At 49.2% G+C, this 14,588-nt stretch carries 12 protein-coding genes; 2 read left to right on the top strand and 10 right to left on the bottom strand.

Annotated features, from left to right (window positions below):
• Positions 1 to 3 precede the first annotated feature (3 nt).
• From ABR189_RS22250 to ABR189_RS22240, 3 genes are read right to left on the bottom strand one after another with little or no spacing between them, the layout of a single operon-like run.
• A complete protein-coding gene (locus ABR189_RS22250; protein WP_354662689.1) occupies positions 4 to 393 on the bottom strand; it encodes a VOC family protein in 390 nt (129 codons plus the stop codon).
• A 3-nt stretch (positions 394 to 396) separates the two neighbouring features.
• Positions 397 to 651 (bottom strand): hypothetical protein, encoded by a 255-nt coding sequence (locus tag ABR189_RS22245; protein WP_354662688.1) that lies wholly within the window; start codon positions 649 to 651, stop codon positions 397 to 399.
• 48 nt (positions 652 to 699) lie between these two features.
• Positions 700 to 1,992: a thioredoxin domain-containing protein gene (locus tag ABR189_RS22240; RefSeq protein WP_354662687.1), complete on the bottom strand. Its 1,293-nt coding sequence runs from the start codon at positions 1,990 to 1,992 to the stop codon at positions 700 to 702.
• A 271-nt stretch (positions 1,993 to 2,263) separates the two neighbouring features.
• Between ABR189_RS22240 and ABR189_RS22235 the strand changes: the two genes are divergently transcribed.
• Positions 2,264 to 3,451 (top strand): ankyrin repeat domain-containing protein, encoded by a 1,188-nt coding sequence (locus ABR189_RS22235; protein ID WP_354662686.1) that lies wholly within the window; start codon positions 2,264 to 2,266, stop codon positions 3,449 to 3,451.
• A 4-nt stretch (positions 3,452 to 3,455) separates the two neighbouring features.
• A complete protein-coding gene (locus ABR189_RS22230) occupies positions 3,456 to 4,796 on the top strand; it encodes an ankyrin repeat domain-containing protein (protein ID WP_354662685.1) in 1,341 nt (446 codons plus the stop codon).
• A 98-nt stretch (positions 4,797 to 4,894) separates the two neighbouring features.
• Here the strand turns inward: ABR189_RS22230 and ABR189_RS22225 are convergent, their stop codons facing one another.
• From ABR189_RS22225 to ABR189_RS22195, 7 genes are all read right to left on the bottom strand, one after another.
• Entirely contained in the window at positions 4,895 to 5,518 is a 624-nt protein-coding gene (locus tag ABR189_RS22225; RefSeq protein ID WP_354662684.1) for a hypothetical protein, read from the bottom strand.
• Positions 5,515 to 6,846: a MutS-related protein gene (locus ABR189_RS22220; protein ID WP_354662683.1), complete on the bottom strand. Its 1,332-nt coding sequence runs from the start codon at positions 6,844 to 6,846 to the stop codon at positions 5,515 to 5,517. Before ABR189_RS22220 ends, ABR189_RS22225 begins: the two co-directional genes overlap by 4 nt.
• Positions 6,843 to 8,186 (bottom strand): MutS-related protein, encoded by a 1,344-nt coding sequence (locus ABR189_RS22215; protein ID WP_354662682.1) that lies wholly within the window; start codon positions 8,184 to 8,186, stop codon positions 6,843 to 6,845. Before ABR189_RS22215 ends, ABR189_RS22220 begins: the two co-directional genes overlap by 4 nt.
• A 3-nt stretch (positions 8,187 to 8,189) precedes the next feature.
• Entirely contained in the window at positions 8,190 to 10,493 is a 2,304-nt protein-coding gene (locus ABR189_RS22210; protein ID WP_354662681.1) for a Gldg family protein, read from the bottom strand.
• Between the two features lie 31 nt (positions 10,494 to 10,524).
• Positions 10,525 to 11,451, bottom strand: coding sequence for an ABC transporter ATP-binding protein (locus tag ABR189_RS22205; RefSeq protein ID WP_354662680.1), 927 nt, complete (start codon positions 11,449 to 11,451; stop codon positions 10,525 to 10,527).
• Positions 11,452 to 11,530: 79 nt separating this feature from the next.
• Positions 11,531 to 13,066, bottom strand: coding sequence for a S8 family peptidase (locus ABR189_RS22200; protein ID WP_354662679.1), 1,536 nt, complete (start codon positions 13,064 to 13,066; stop codon positions 11,531 to 11,533).
• Between the two features lie 121 nt (positions 13,067 to 13,187).
• Positions 13,188 to 14,525, bottom strand: coding sequence for a RagB/SusD family nutrient uptake outer membrane protein (locus ABR189_RS22195; RefSeq protein WP_354662678.1), 1,338 nt, complete (start codon positions 14,523 to 14,525; stop codon positions 13,188 to 13,190).
• Positions 14,526 to 14,588 lie beyond the last annotated feature (63 nt).

Genomic DNA, 14,588 nt, shown 5'->3' with positions numbered 1-14,588 from the left:
TTACTATCCCTTAGGCCTTCCAAAAAACAATACATACCCATCCGCATCTGACACTTCAAATCCACGCAGCCCATCGTCATCGTCCTGGATGGATTGGTGGAAGGTGACACCACGTGCCTTGTATTCCTCAAATAGAGCGTCTACATCAGCGGCATGAATAAATGCATCCCAGCGGGCCCATATATGCCGGGTATGATTGGGCACCGGCTTTACGTCATCCGCAATGGCCTTCAACATGATGGAGATATTATCGCGGCCTGCAATAGCAAAAAAAGGTGCATTTTCCGGGCCTATATACCGTACTTCAAATCCGAGTTTATTTACGTAGAACGATACCGAATCCTTTAGACTTACAACAATAAAAAAGGGCGAAATGCTGGTAAGGTTTGACATGGGTTACGTTTTGATGGTGAACGTATTTTCTACAATATACCTTAAAATGCCAACATATGATTTTAATTGCCCAGGTTGGCTAAATGCTGCTTCCAGCTTCAGAATAACCTCTCCTGAAACATCAGCAATCGGATATGATACCGATACATGGGCCTGTTTCAACGCGAGCAATAACAAATCCATTGTATCAACCTTAGCAAACACCCTCTCTAACACAGCTTTCTTATCTTCTGCTAATAATAAAGCCACCATAAACAAAAACAGCGACCTTTTTTGGATCGCTGTTTTCTAATATATATACGATTGTTATTTGGAAAGTTCCTGGTACCAGGCGCCGATTTGTTCATCGGTAGGAAATGTTCCTTTATCCAGTGATGCCACAATTTTTTCAGCTACACCGCTATATTTAGCTGATTTAGGATTTGCTTTCATGGCTTCCCCGCATTGGCTCATCACCTTTTTGGCGGCGGTTTGATCTTTATCCCACAGCCCTGTGGCAACTGTCAGGGCTACTCCAAAGTTGTCGGGTGTTTTAGCCAGCGTTTGCTGGCCGGCTTTCAGTATTTCGGCAGCCGTTTCGGGACCAGGTTTCACATCCGGTACATACCTGTCTATTAACGCCAGTGTACTTACGGACTTATCGTCAACAGTTGCCACCGCGGTACGAATGAGGTCTGCACCGCCCTTATCATCATTTTGGGCTACGAATGCTTTGTACCGGGTTAAAATGGTAGCAACATCACCCGGTTTTTCCTGCAGGTCCGCAGCTGTCAGCTTCAGCAGCAATTTGTAATCTTTTGCCTTGTTCAGCGCGTCGTAATAATATGACTTACCTTCTTTAGGATCTTTTTCATACAGCGATTTGGCATATGCAAGTGCTTCTTCCTGCTTCCCCTGTTTTTGGAGTAGTAAAAGCTGGTAGTAATGTATCTCGCTGTTCTTCGGGTCAATCTGCCTGATGTTCGTGATTTTGGCGGTGGCCTCCTCATACTTGCCGTCCTTGATCAGTTTATCCAGCTCCCTGAACTTCTCCTGCGGGCTGGCCGCCTTGGCCGCTTCAATAGTAAACCTGCCATCTACCAGCATTTGCAAAGCGGCATCGCTCAGGTCAATCGGGTGCGTCATCCAAACTACTTTGTTGTGCTGGATCACGATGGATTCCGGAATACCCCGGATGTTAGCAGGCTTGAGCCATTTTTTTTCGATATCGCTCCCTTCATTGCCGCCAAAAGCTACCCGGTAGCTCATGTCGTCCCCTTTTTCCTTCACGAATTTTTCTACGGCTTCCTTATCATCTTCAAACACGCCCTGCCCAATGACAATCACTTTGCCGTCGAATTTTTTACTTAGTTCGTTCAGGTGCGGAATGGCTGCTTTACAAGGGCCACACCAGGTAGCCCATAGCTCCACAATGTAGATCTTGTCTTTGTCGAATTTGGTGATGGGTTCCCCTTTCACCCAGTCTACCTTTGGATAATCAGATACTTCGGAGCCAACGCCAAAGGCGGGTGCTGCTTGGGGCGGGTTAGCATCTTGTGCCATAACGGCTGCATTGATGAATAGAAGGCCCGATAAGGCCACGATGTGTAGTGCGCTCATTTTTTCTAAGGTTGGTTTACCGAAATATAAGGAAAAAGCGATCATCCCGCCTAACCAGCATGATAAGTGGTTAACAGCATATCTGGCTGGCATTAACATGATATGATGAAGCGGAAAGTTATGCTGTCACTGTATTCCTCTTGTGCCTACTGCCGCTTCGTTGTATTTAACTTTGCATATTCTCTTTTATAACCTAGATTTGGCCTGCATTTTGTTCCTACAAAATCCAAACTGAATATTAACCCGAACATTGTTAAACCTGGTAGTTGTTATGACAGAAACGATCACGCTGGCGGATGCCCTGAAGAGAAACCAACTGGATGAAGCGAGAAAAAAACTGGAGCAGCACGAAAAACTTCCGAAAGACCTTCCCTCTCACGAGCAAAGAAGCATTTATGACCAACTGGTGCAGGCGAAAGCATTTGATATCATTACGCAACTGGTGCAACACCATAGTATAGAGACGGACCTGTATGAATATAAACAGCTGGATGGGTCCATCTTTGAAAGCATTTTCAGATATCTTGGAAAAGCGCAGGCGGATCAGGAGTTCCTGGCTGCCTTCCTGGAAAAAGTAGATAATATCAATGATGCTGTTAATAATAAAACCTTGCTACAGCTCGCATTTAACCGCTCGGTGCCTGTTGAGCTGATCCAGGTACTGGCAGATGCTGGTTGTGATGTGCATTATAAAGACAACTACGAAGAAGGTTATCTTCATAAGATCATACAGGAATATGATATAAAGGAAGCTACTGGTTTAGTGTACTTTGAATACCTGCTGGAACAAGGACTTGATCTCAATGCCGGTAATATCGTGCGCACTACTCCGCTGCACGTGGCGCTGGACAGGAATAAAAGACAGTATGTTGATTTTCTGCTGCAGCAGGGGGCAGATCCTAACTTACCTGGAAAGGACGGGGAAACGGCTTTCTATATGGCTGTTGTACACCAGGTGTGTGATGCCGCCCTGTATGAAAAGCTGGCACAGTATGCGCCTGCAGATTTTAATGTGATCAATAAAAACGGGGAAACACTGCTGGGTGGTGCATTACGGATGCGCAACGCGTCAGAGCGGGATATCCAGCTGATAAAGGCGCTGGTAAGGGATGGTGCAGATGTATACCAGACCTCCGTGTATTACAGCCAGGATAAAGCAGCGATGGACTGGGTAAGCGAAAAAAATGGGGATCTGCTGGAAGCCTTGCTGGAAATGGGGGTGGTAGACCTGGACCACAGGGATAACAGCGGTAATACCCTGCTGCATAAAGTATGTGCGTATAACGTGAACTATGACCAGGAGGCGGCGCGGCAGTTATACCGGAAAGCCAAAATGCTCCTCGCGCAGGGTGCTGATGTGAACGCGCTGAACGACCAGGATCAAAGTCCGATGGACCTAGCAGCGCAGGACAACCTGAAAGCCAAAACAGTGGAGTTACTTTTAAAACATAAAGCATAGCACTATGTCAATGTCGTTCCTGATTGCCTGTGAGAGTGGCAAGCGTAAGATAGCCGAAACATTGCTGGCCAATAACGAAGTGGATGTAAAATATACAGATGAGAAAGGGAGAACCGCCTTACACTATGCAGCCCACCACGGCTACCTCGACCTGGTAAAACTGTTGATAGCTGCCGGCGCTGACCTGGACCACGAAGATCATAACGGGGAAACACCCTTGTATTTTGCCTGTCTGCAAAAACAGAAACAGGTGGCGCACTTTCTCCTGGAGCAAGGTGCCAGGGCAGACATCAATGATCTGCAGGGCAATAGCCTGATACACCTTACCGCCCAAACCGGTCAGCAAGAAGTCATGGAGGCTCTGCTGCAAAAAGGCATACCAGCCAACCAGGAAAACAACCAGGCCGAAACACCGCTGCTGATTGCTGCTGCCTGGCGTAATAAAGACATTGCCCAATTGCTGATAGATAATGGCGCTGATGTAAACACCACTAATAAGTCGGGGGATAGCCCCCTGATAATAGCCGTACGGGCCAAGAATCCTGTTATGGTGACCTGCCTGCTCAGCAATCATGCGGATGTAAACCATACGAACCATGCTGGTGAAACCTCCCTGCTGATTGCCTGTTACGATGCCAACAGGGCACTCACCAACCTGCTGGTAGCACAGGGCGCCGATGTGCTGATCACCTCCCGGGAAGGCTTGTCCCCCATATGGTATGCTTGTGCCTACAACCAGAAAGAAATGGTGGCCATGTTCCTCGACAAAGGAGTGGATGTGAATTTCAGTCAGCCGCTATCCCACAACACCGTGAGCATGAACAGTTACCTGGATTGGGTGGAGAGCGCCAACAGCCTCTCTATTTCAAGTGCATTCAGCTTTAACCACAGTTATAGCTATGGCGGAGAAAGCATGTTGCACGTAGCAGCAAAGAACGGCCATCTCAGCATGGTAAAGCTGCTGCTGGAACGCGGCGCCAATATTAACATACAAGACGAATCCGGTAACACAGTGTTACACTACTCCGCTGCTGCCGGAAAAAAAGATATCGTGAAATACCTGCTGGAACAACAGGCGGATGTATCCGTGGTGAACACGAAAGAACAAAAAGCAATAGATTACGCCACGATAAAAGGATACAACGAGATCACTACCCTGTTGCTGAGTTACAAATCAGAGGCAGCTACCACCGCTCTCCAACCTGCTTCCACCACACCAAAAGAAGGTCAGGATATTTCCGCCAAGAAAAAAGCACTACTGGATCTGAAAGAACTGCTCGATGCCGGGATATTGTCGCAGGAAGAATTTAATGCAGAGAAAGCTAAAGTGTTGAACGCGGGATAAGCGTTATGCTTATGTGTTATCGCAGACAGCGTTGTATGCGGGATAAACGTTATGCCGGCGCAAGGCCTCTCACCCAGCGCCGGCAGGATACACACCACTTAGAAAAAGATCAGTTCAAAAACAATATAGTGTGGAATGCCTAATTTTTCTCCCCATGCCCTGACATCTTCCCCGCTATTGTCCACATTGCAATACGACAGCCAGCCTGGCTTACCGGGCATTGGTATCGGCAAAATATAAGCCATCAGATAGAAAGGTTCTTTCAACACAACCGGCTGTTTACGCTCTTTAGCGATCATTCGCAAACTATACAACTCTGCCTGTGCAGGAATTGTTTTAAATGCCTTGCGAACCATTGCCTCTGGCATATGCAGGTGCAGGCGGATGTTTTTCTGTTCATCGATCTTAGAAATAACCCGCACTTCAAAGGTGCTGTCTTTGATAGGTTTATTCCTGGCAGAGGTTTCCAATACCGCAGAATCCTTCACTTCGCCTTTCCAGATTTCCAGCGCACGGATTGAAAAGCGCTTGCCCTTCAACAACGGTGAACTGAATTTTATTTTTTGATATTCCAGGCCTTCGAAGTTCAGCAGGTCCTTAAATTCACTGATCTCAGACCAACCGGATGTTATCCGGATAGTTGTATCTGCTGTCTGGGCCTTGGAGAGGGCCGGTAATAATGCGGTGCCAATGATAAGCACTAACCATGTAAACTGCTTCATCGTTCTTGTTGTTTTCCGTTTATAATATTTAAAATTCCTTCATTCTCAATGATCATCATTCCCTGACGATCGGAGGTGATGCCTGGTGTGAGCCGGTAGGTGTACCGTGGTCTGGCACCGTCCATGACGGTGGGCAGATAACTGAATACGGTGTTGGCTGTCCGTGCGCTGAGCGCCTCACCTACTTCGATGATATGCGTGGACACGACAAACAAGCATTCGCGATAACCGGCAAACGCCTCCATCACCGCCAGTGTAGCATCATAGGCATCCTGTACGTTGGTGCCCTTAAACAGTTCGTCAAACAATACCAGCAGCCGCTTCCCTGCCTGCACGTCTACGGCCACCTCTTTTACGCGGAGCACCTCTGCATAAAAGTGACTATAGCCTTTGCCGATATTGTCCGGCACATTGATCGACGAGTAGATGCCTTCCATCACCGAAAATTCGAAAGTAGTTGCCGCCACAGGAAAGCCAAGATGGGCCAGGTATAAGTTTACCCCGATGGTCTTCATCCAGGTGGATTTCCCAGCCATGTTTGCGCCTGTCAGGAACAGCAGATTATGTTGTTTATCCAGCGCCAGTGGGTTGCCCACCGCGTTGTTCAGCGCAGGATGCCGCAGGCCTGTTGCCGACAGGCTGGTAGCGGCAGCAGGTATTGCCGTAGCATAGCCCAGGCCCCGCTCGCGGGCTACCGCAGCGATTGCCAGGTTGCAATCCAGCTCATATATCATCTCCAGCAACTCCCGCAAGGGCTGCCGGAACCGGCCCGAAAAAAATGCATGTAAACGAATAAGCCGGCTCATTGGTAGCGAAGCAGTGCCCTGCCCTTCCAGGCAGGAGGCCAGCCCGGGGCTGTCCAGTAAAGCGGTGGCCCGCTCCCATTGCTGCTGGTAGGGGCCCGCTTTCCCATCAAATGCCTGTAAAAAGGCTTTGAAATCACGCAGTACGTTTATCGTTCCCATAATACCCAGCTCCAATGTTTCAAACTGGTTGGACCGGACCAGCACCTGTGCCAGCTTTTTGCGGCATATGCCAATGCAGGCGGCCAATAAACCACCACCGCTATGGATCGAGTATTTTTCGACCCATTGCAGCTCATCCGGATGAAACAAAAACGTCAGGTCCAGCGACTGGAAATAACGAAACAACCGGCTCCGCTCATTGATCTGCTTTTCGCATTGCAAGGGTTTTCCAAACATCGCTTCCAGCAGTTTTCCACCTCCTTCGGTCTTCACCTGGTTAAAGAGGCTGTACACCGAACCTGGCCGGTATTTCCCCAACAGGTTCAGGTCGTCCAGGCTTTGTTTATCCACAATAAAACTCATAGTGTATCTGCAGTTTTGTTTCGGTTTAATAGGTCCAGTATCCCCGCATTCCGTACAATCACCATCCCGTGACGGTCGGCGGTGATACCATTTCGCAACCGGTAAGTATAAACCGGCTTGTTGCCATCCATTTCCGTGGGCAGGTACACAAACTGGATATTATCTACGGTTTGCTGCAGCACTGCTCCTGCCTCCATGATATGGGTAGACACCACGAACATACAGTTGGGTTTTGCAGCAAAGGCAGTAGTAAGCACTACGGTAGCCTCATGGGCATCCTTTACATTGGTGCCGCGAAACAATTCATCCATCATGGTAAAGAGATATTTACCGGCTCCCAGTTCACGGGCTACCTTCTTCACCCGCAACACCTCCGCATAGAAATGGCTGATGCCCCTGCTCAGATTATCCGGCACATTAATGCTGGTATAAATCCCTTCCCTTACGGCAAAGCACATACGTTTTGCCGGTACAGGAAAACCCATCTGGGCCAGGTACATGGTGATACCCAGTGCTTTCATCAAAGTAGATTTCCCGGCCATATTAGCGCCTGTCAGCAATACAATATTTCCTGCAGGATGGATATGGATCGTATTGGCAACAGCGCCTGGTACATGAGGGTGATAAAAATCTTCCATCACCACTTCCCCCTGTTCCTTTGAAAACGCCTGCGGATAGCAGAAACCACGCTCCCGGGCCACCTTCGCTACAGCAAGACAGGCATCCAGCTGGTAGATCACAGTCAATACCTTTTTGATGGCTTCCCGTTTTTTAAAGCGGAATAAACTATCGCGTTCCGCCAATTCGGGTGGGGTGAGATTTTTTTTCACCGGCGCCGCTGCTATCCGTCCCAGTTCAGCATCTGCCAGCAAATGAGTGATAGGAGCTATCATGCTGGTCAGCAGCGGATGCCTGTTATCCAGCAAGCGATTGACAAAAGCCGGCAATGCTGCCAGGAGTTCACCGGTAGCTACCGCACCTGCTGCTACCTGTTTCCATTGCGGATCTGTAGCGATCATTGATTTCAGGCGTTCAGACAGGTTCGTTTCACGTACTGCCAAACGTGTCCGTTCATCCGTTTGCTGCAGATAGGCTTCTATGATGTCAAACCATTCGCGGTGGAATGGAAAATCAGTCAGCACTTCTCCCAGGTACCGGATAAGCGTACACCGGTTGTTAATGGCCTCCGGATCGGCCAGGGGATACCGGAACAGTGCTTCGATGCACCTGGCGCCCCCCTGTGTTTGCGCCTGGTTAAAAAGCTCATATACCGACTGCGTACCTGGTTTGCCGAAAATCATCAGGTCGTCCAGCGTCTGTTGGTCTGTGGAAAAATGCATGTTTTATTTCCGTTTGCGTCTTATCAGTAAAACAGTACCCATCAGCAACCCGATAGCGGGGATTACGCCCAGCATAATCCACCGGAGTGGCGTTATACTCGTTCCTTTGATTGTTACTGCATTATCAACAGGGGCTGGCCAGGTGGGTTCGATCGGGAATTGCCCATAGGTAAACCAACCGAGGAAGCCCTGGTAAAAATTAGCATTGCCGAATTTGGAATAAGATTTTCCCAGTTCCACATTGCTCAGGAAATCCGCATCGCCGGTTACCAGGATACGCTGTTCCCTGCCGTTGATGTTACGCGTCAATGCCAGCGCTGTAGGGATAGCCTGTTTAACATCACCGGCTGCGGGGTTATACACAATATCTGCCGAGTCCAGCGCCAGCTTGCCGGTTTTGTTCCAGGTCAGTTCTGCATTGGTATGGAGTAGCTCCCTTACGTTGAAGTTGCTGGTACCGGTATAAACCAGCCCGGCTACATTCCGGGTATTTACAGGTACTTCCTCTCGATGCAGCTGGGTTACCTTCCGGCCAAATTCGGTGCCCAACGAAGTCACAAAAGACTTCACTTCATCCGGCGAAAATTCGGTATCGCCCTGTACTACAATGCCATCCATGAGCCGTACACCCAACCCCTGGAGGATGGGATTAAGTATGTCCTGCTTACCTGGCTCTCCCGCCAGCAGGAGGTTGCCGCCTTTGTCGATGTAACGTTGGATTTTTTGCAGTACCTCCGGTGCAAATGCTGCCCGGGGATCAGCAATCACGAGTGCGGTGAGTCCTTCAGGGATCTCCTCCTCGCCTTTCAGATACAGGTCTTTGGAGTCAAACCCCTGATTAAGCAAGGAAGTGCGCACATTTACTTCACTTGTGGCCAGCTTATAATGCCGGTCGCCCAGCCGGTCGATCCGGCGTTCTTCTTCCCCCTGCAAAAAAGCGATAACAGGCAGGGGTACTGTCAGCCGGCGCAGTGCAGCCGTCACTTCCGTTTCTGAAGGCCAGAATTGCATATCTTCAAACGTTCGGAGGAAGGTGCTTTTACCTTTAAATTTCAGGTGCATCACCAGCCGGTTTTTCTCCGGGCGGAGATTAACCAGCTGCTGTATCTCTGCCGGTGTCTTAAAGCGGGCCAGGTCTATCTTATGTGATTTTGAAAACTTCCGGGCCATATCATCCAGCGACAGGCCTTTATTGGATTTATATACATATTCCGTGTAGGTACTATCGTAATAGTACACATAGTTCAGTTGTATATTTGGTTTAAAGCGCAGGTATCGTTCCCAGCGCCGTTTATCTGTATTTCTTCCGGCAGGCCGTCCGGCGTAATAGGTAGGGTCCAGCAGATTCACGTAGGTGGTTACCTCCAGCGGTTCCTTCCCGATCGCTTTCAGCGTTTCCTGTGCATTAACGCTCAGGGTATTCATCCTGGTGCGGGTAGTATCCCAATAGCCGATGTTGCCGGGTGCAGCGGCAAAATAACCGATGACCAGCACTACGACCACCACCAGGCAATATTTACCGATCGCTATCCAGCGGCCCACAGACGCCCGCTCGCCTTGTAACCTGAACCACGCAAAACACAGGAAAAGTGCTGTGATAAGCAGGTAATACAGGATATCCCGGGTATTCAGCAAGCCGAAGATCATGTTTTCCGTGCGCCCTGAGATAGAAAGATATCCCGTGAGGTCCCGCAGGAAATCATAGTCCTGCCAAAGGCCGCCCATGAAATTCAGGAGTGCAAACACCGCAAACGTGGCAATGGCGGCTACCACCTGGTAACTGCTCAGGCACGACATAAAAAGGCCGATGGCTGCATATGCACTCAGCAACAGGAAAATACCAAGCAGTCCGGACAATATCATTCCCCAGTCGAACGCCTCTATATGAAACGAAGCAAAGACGGCCACAATGACCAGTGCCGCCATCATGCACAGGTTAAACACCAGCATGGCCAGGTATTTTCCCAGCACGATATGAGAGAGCTTCACCGGTGAGGAATACAGCAATTTGATAGTACCGCTGCTTACTTCCCGGCTGATGAGTCCCATGGTAATCAGCGGAATGTATAGGTACAGGTTGTTAAGCACTCCTGTGATAAAAATCCCGGACATCGCCGGGTCGGCAAAAACTTTAAAAGTGAGGTTTTGAAGTGCTCTTCCCAGTTCCTGCGAGGTCGCTAAGGTTTCTATCTTTTTCAGGTAGGCGACTGCCACCTGGACAAAGAACAAAATCAGTAAAAACCAGGCAATAGGCGAGTAAAACAGGGCACTCAGCTCCACACGGGCTATCCGCAATATCTTTTTCATATCAATCGTTTATCAGATCTTTTAAGTTGGGTTAGTTGGCACGGCTGGATAGTTGTGCAAATACATCATCCAGCGAGCCTTTATCGAGGTAGATTTCGCGCAGGTACCAGTCGTGCTGTACGCTGGCCCGGATAATCCTGTCGGTGATATCCCTGTCGCCGTCAAAAAAGATACGCAGGCTCCGTTCTGTGAGGCGCTCTACTTTGGTAACGCCTTCTATCTGCAGCAGCGTTTCATTTGTGGGGGGATGATCCAGCTCCACGCGCACACTTTGCGGAGAGATGTAGTTGTTGAATGCCTCCATGGTATCTGCAAAAACCAGCTTCCCCTGTTCAATCATGCGGATATCTTTACAAAGCACCTGTACTTCAGACAGGATGTGGGTAGAAAAAATCACGGCACGTTCTTCGGCAATTTCCCGGATCAGTGACCGTACTTCAATGATCTGGTTGGGATCCAGCCCGTTGGTAGGTTCGTCTAGTACCACCAGTTTTGGTTTGTGGATAATGGCCTGGGCAATGCCTACCCGCTGGCGGTATCCACCAGACAGGTTTTTGATCAGGCGCTTGCTGAAATGTCCAAGTCCGCAGCGTTCCTTCGCCTCTGCCATGGCTTTCGGCACAACTTTTTTATCTATCTGCCGCAGGTAGGCGCAGTGGCGCAGGTATTCATCTACCGTAAGGTCCATATACAGGGGCGCCTGTTGCGGCAGAAATCCGATCTCTCTTTTTGCTTTCTCCGGATGTTCCCGCAGGTTTATGCCATCAATCACCACCTTGCCCGCTGTTTGGTTCAATACCCCGCACATGATATTCATGGTAGTAGATTTGCCGGCGCCATTGGAGCCGAGCAGGCCCAGAATGCCTGTTTTGTCGATCTGGAAGCTGATATCCCGGATGGCCCAGGTACTGGCGTACCGGTGCGACAGGTTCTCAACGGAAATAATAGTTGTATGCATCTGTTTTTTGTTTTAGCGTTTATACTGTTCAGTGGGCTTGATGGCCGTGTATGCGTTTACATATGCAGCCGTTTTCGCGCTAGCGTTTATACTGTTCCGCGAGCTGTATAGCCGTATATGCGTTTACGATACCACCTGTTACACAGCGGCCGGTCAGTCCCTGATATTTCACAGCCGACTTCAGGATAATTTCCCGTACCTGTCTGGCCGTTAGTGCAGGATAGTACGACCGGATGGTAGCAGCCAGTCCTGCCACCACCGGCGCTGCCATGCTTGTACCATCGAGACGTTTATAACCTCCGTCTGGCACTGTAGACCGGATACGAACGCCCGGAGCAAACACATCCACCTGGGTAAGACCATAGTTGGAAAATGGTGCTTTCAGCGTTTCATCATCCGTTTGGTCGGATGCCCCTACGGTGATCCAGGCAGCTGCTTTGTCTCCATCTGAATAGAACGGATTCGGGTAATGCGGTTGCTTATCCAGGTCGCAGCCATCGTTTCCGGCGGCATGAATGAGCAGCACATCGTGGGCCATAGCATACCGCACGGCATCATCCACGAGTGACTTATTGGAAGTGTAATATTTCCCGAAGCTCATGTTGATCACCTTAGCCCCGTTATCCACCGCATAGCGGATAGCGCGGGCTACGTCTTCATCGCGTTCATCGCCATTGGGTATACAGCGCACCGGCATCAGGCGAACGTGACCGGCAATACCCTGTATGCCGGCTGCATTGTCGCGGGAAGCCCCAATAATGCCTGCTACATGTGTACCATGCATGGCATCCGGCCCCTTCACATCGGGATTGCCAGTCCACAACGCGGTGCTGTTATCTGTACTGTCAATGGCGCCATGTGGTACAAATTCCAGGTTATAATGATAGGCGAGCTGCTGCTGCAGCTGTTGCAGTCTTTCCAGGATATCTTCCTGGTAAAACTCCGCATACGTTTTGCGTTTCATTTTAGCGTTGGCCAGTGAGCGTACCTGGTTTTCCTGATCATTGTGCGGTAAAAAATCCCTGAAATCCTGTAATGTGGGCGCTGTCTTACCCAGTTGCTGTACCATCTTGTCCAGGCAGGTTTTCAATTGCTGCAGCTGTTCCAGTTGTTCCCGGGCTTTGCGCCGCGCTTTCTCAAAAGCGGTCAGCTGCACCTGGTAGGCGTCAAATGATGCGCGGTCCCGGATGGGCACTGTTTGTGCGGTAAGCTGTCCGAACCGTTTTTTACCTTGCCTTACCAGGCGTGTCAACGCGGTGTTGTCGAATTTCAGTGAGCTATCCGGTACACCTACAAAGTTCCACCCGTACCTGTCATCGATGTATCCGTTGCCATCATCATCCAGGCCATTGCCGGGTATTTCTTTTTCGTTTATCCATCGTACGGCCATCAGGTCATCATGTCCGGTATCAGTTCCGCCGTCAAGTACCGCCACAATTACCGCTGTGGGCTGCCTGTTCTTCAAAAGTTCATGGTATGTTCGCGTTGTACTGATGCCTAATACCCCATCCTTTTGCGGGTCAAGGTGCTGCCAGTCCGGGTTTTCCGGTGCCTGGCAGCCGCCGTGCAGGAGCAGGGCTACCAGATAAAATAAAATGATGTTTTGCCGTTTCAATTGCTGAATTTTAGCGTAAACATTCCCGTTCCGGGGAGGAGCGTCTATGCAACAGATGCTCCTCCCCGGTGGTCAGGGAAAACAGAAATTTGAGATAGTGTCCGGGATATGGAAATATTAATTATTTATATCCCGCATTTTGTTTCAGAAAGGGATTCAGCAAAATTTCTGATTGAGGAATAGGGAAATACCGGTCAGTAGGCTGCCAGTCTTTGTAAGACAGTGACGAAAAATAAGCATCAGCGCGGCCGGTACGGTTTAAGTCAAACCAACGGTGGCCCAGTTCAAAACAAAGTTCACGTTGGCGTTCTTCCATGACCAGGTCCAGCAGGTGTGCTTTGGTTTTCGTAATATTCATATTTTTAAGCAAGGGGATGCCTGCCCGCTTACGGATAATATCCAGCTGAGTAATGGCCTCCTCCAATTGTTCCTGTTGTGCCAGCGCCTCTGCGAGGATCAGGTGCAGCTCTCCCAGGCGTAAGATCGTGAGGTGTTCAATTTTCTTTTCATTAGGTATGCCATAACGTATCTTATATTTATTGGCCATGTAATATACATCACCGTTAGTCGTTATTTGCTCATGTATCCATGACTTGTTACGGGCATCCTCCTCCTGAAATGCTTTCACTAATAATGAATCCACCGCGTAATATGGTTTCTTCGAGGAAGGTGACACTTCCAGCAACATGCTTGCATCGTAATTATTGGTGCCGCCGGTAATATTTTGGGCCAACTGGAATATCGCCTCCGCATTGCTGTTCAATCCCACTTCATCTACAGACACCAGAGTATAGGCACCGCTGGCGATCACTTCCTGTGCATATTTTCCGGCCTTGCTCCAGTTTCCCTGGTAAAGGTATGTTCTTGCCAGCAAGGCTGCTGCCGCCCATTTATTGGCCCGGATACGCTCAGATGTCAGGTAATCTGGTGTCAGCAGCGCATAAGCATCCTCTAAATCCGCCAACATAAATGTATACACCTCCTCTGGCGTGCGCTGTCCTAAACTTCCGTTTATATGATAATCAGCAGAGGTAATCAGGGGAATATTCCCGTAGGTGTTAACGAGATAAAAATAAAGTAATGCACGGATAAACTTCCCTTCTCCTATCAGCTGGTTCCGTAAAGGCGTTGAAACTGCTTCCGACCGGCTGATCTTTTCTAAAAAGAGATTGACATGGTATACCACTTCGTAAGAAGTGGCCCAGATATTACTCACTCCTCCATTATCGGGCTGTAGGCGGTTTTCCCGGAACTGCAACGCTTGCTCATTGCTGGAGGAAGTGCTATAGATTTCATCCGAAATCATTCCCAGGTCGGATGTATATAATCCGGTAAACGCACCGTAGGCATACTTCACTAATGAGCCATACATCCCCAATCCGGCAGCTCTTGCCGTTTCATCGTTACTAAATACATATGCAGATACCTGCCTGTCTATCGGGCGTTCTACTTCCAGCAATTTTTCGCAGGCCGTTGCACTTCACAACATCAGCATTAGCAAACCCCATTTTATTGATTGTTT

Origin of the sequence: Chitinophaga sp. H8 (assembly GCF_040567655.1) — a bacterium.
In the GTDB taxonomy this organism is placed as follows: Bacteria; Bacteroidota; Bacteroidia; order Chitinophagales; family Chitinophagaceae; genus Chitinophaga; species Chitinophaga defluvii.
This window is presented reverse-complemented; position numbering and strand designations above follow the sequence as displayed.

Coding starts and splice junctions, on each gene's coding strand:
- ABR189_RS22210 (WP_354662681.1), bottom strand. CDS start 10,493: ATGAAAAAGATATTGCGGATAGCCCGTGTGGAGCTGAGTGCCCTGTTT.
- ABR189_RS22235 (WP_354662686.1), top strand. CDS start 2,264: ATGACAGAAACGATCACGCTGGCGGATGCCCTGAAGAGAAACCAACTG.
- ABR189_RS22230 (WP_354662685.1), top strand. CDS start 3,456: ATGTCAATGTCGTTCCTGATTGCCTGTGAGAGTGGCAAGCGTAAGATA.
- ABR189_RS22225 (WP_354662684.1), bottom strand. CDS start 5,518: ATGAAGCAGTTTACATGGTTAGTGCTTATCATTGGCACCGCATTATTA.
- ABR189_RS22240 (WP_354662687.1), bottom strand. CDS start 1,992: ATGAGCGCACTACACATCGTGGCCTTATCGGGCCTTCTATTCATCAAT.
- ABR189_RS22250 (WP_354662689.1), bottom strand. CDS start 393: ATGTCAAACCTTACCAGCATTTCGCCCTTTTTTATTGTTGTAAGTCTA.
- ABR189_RS22220 (WP_354662683.1), bottom strand. CDS start 6,846: ATGAGTTTTATTGTGGATAAACAAAGCCTGGACGACCTGAACCTGTTG.
- ABR189_RS22215 (WP_354662682.1), bottom strand. CDS start 8,186: ATGCATTTTTCCACAGACCAACAGACGCTGGACGACCTGATGATTTTC.
- ABR189_RS22205 (WP_354662680.1), bottom strand. CDS start 11,451: ATGCATACAACTATTATTTCCGTTGAGAACCTGTCGCACCGGTACGCC.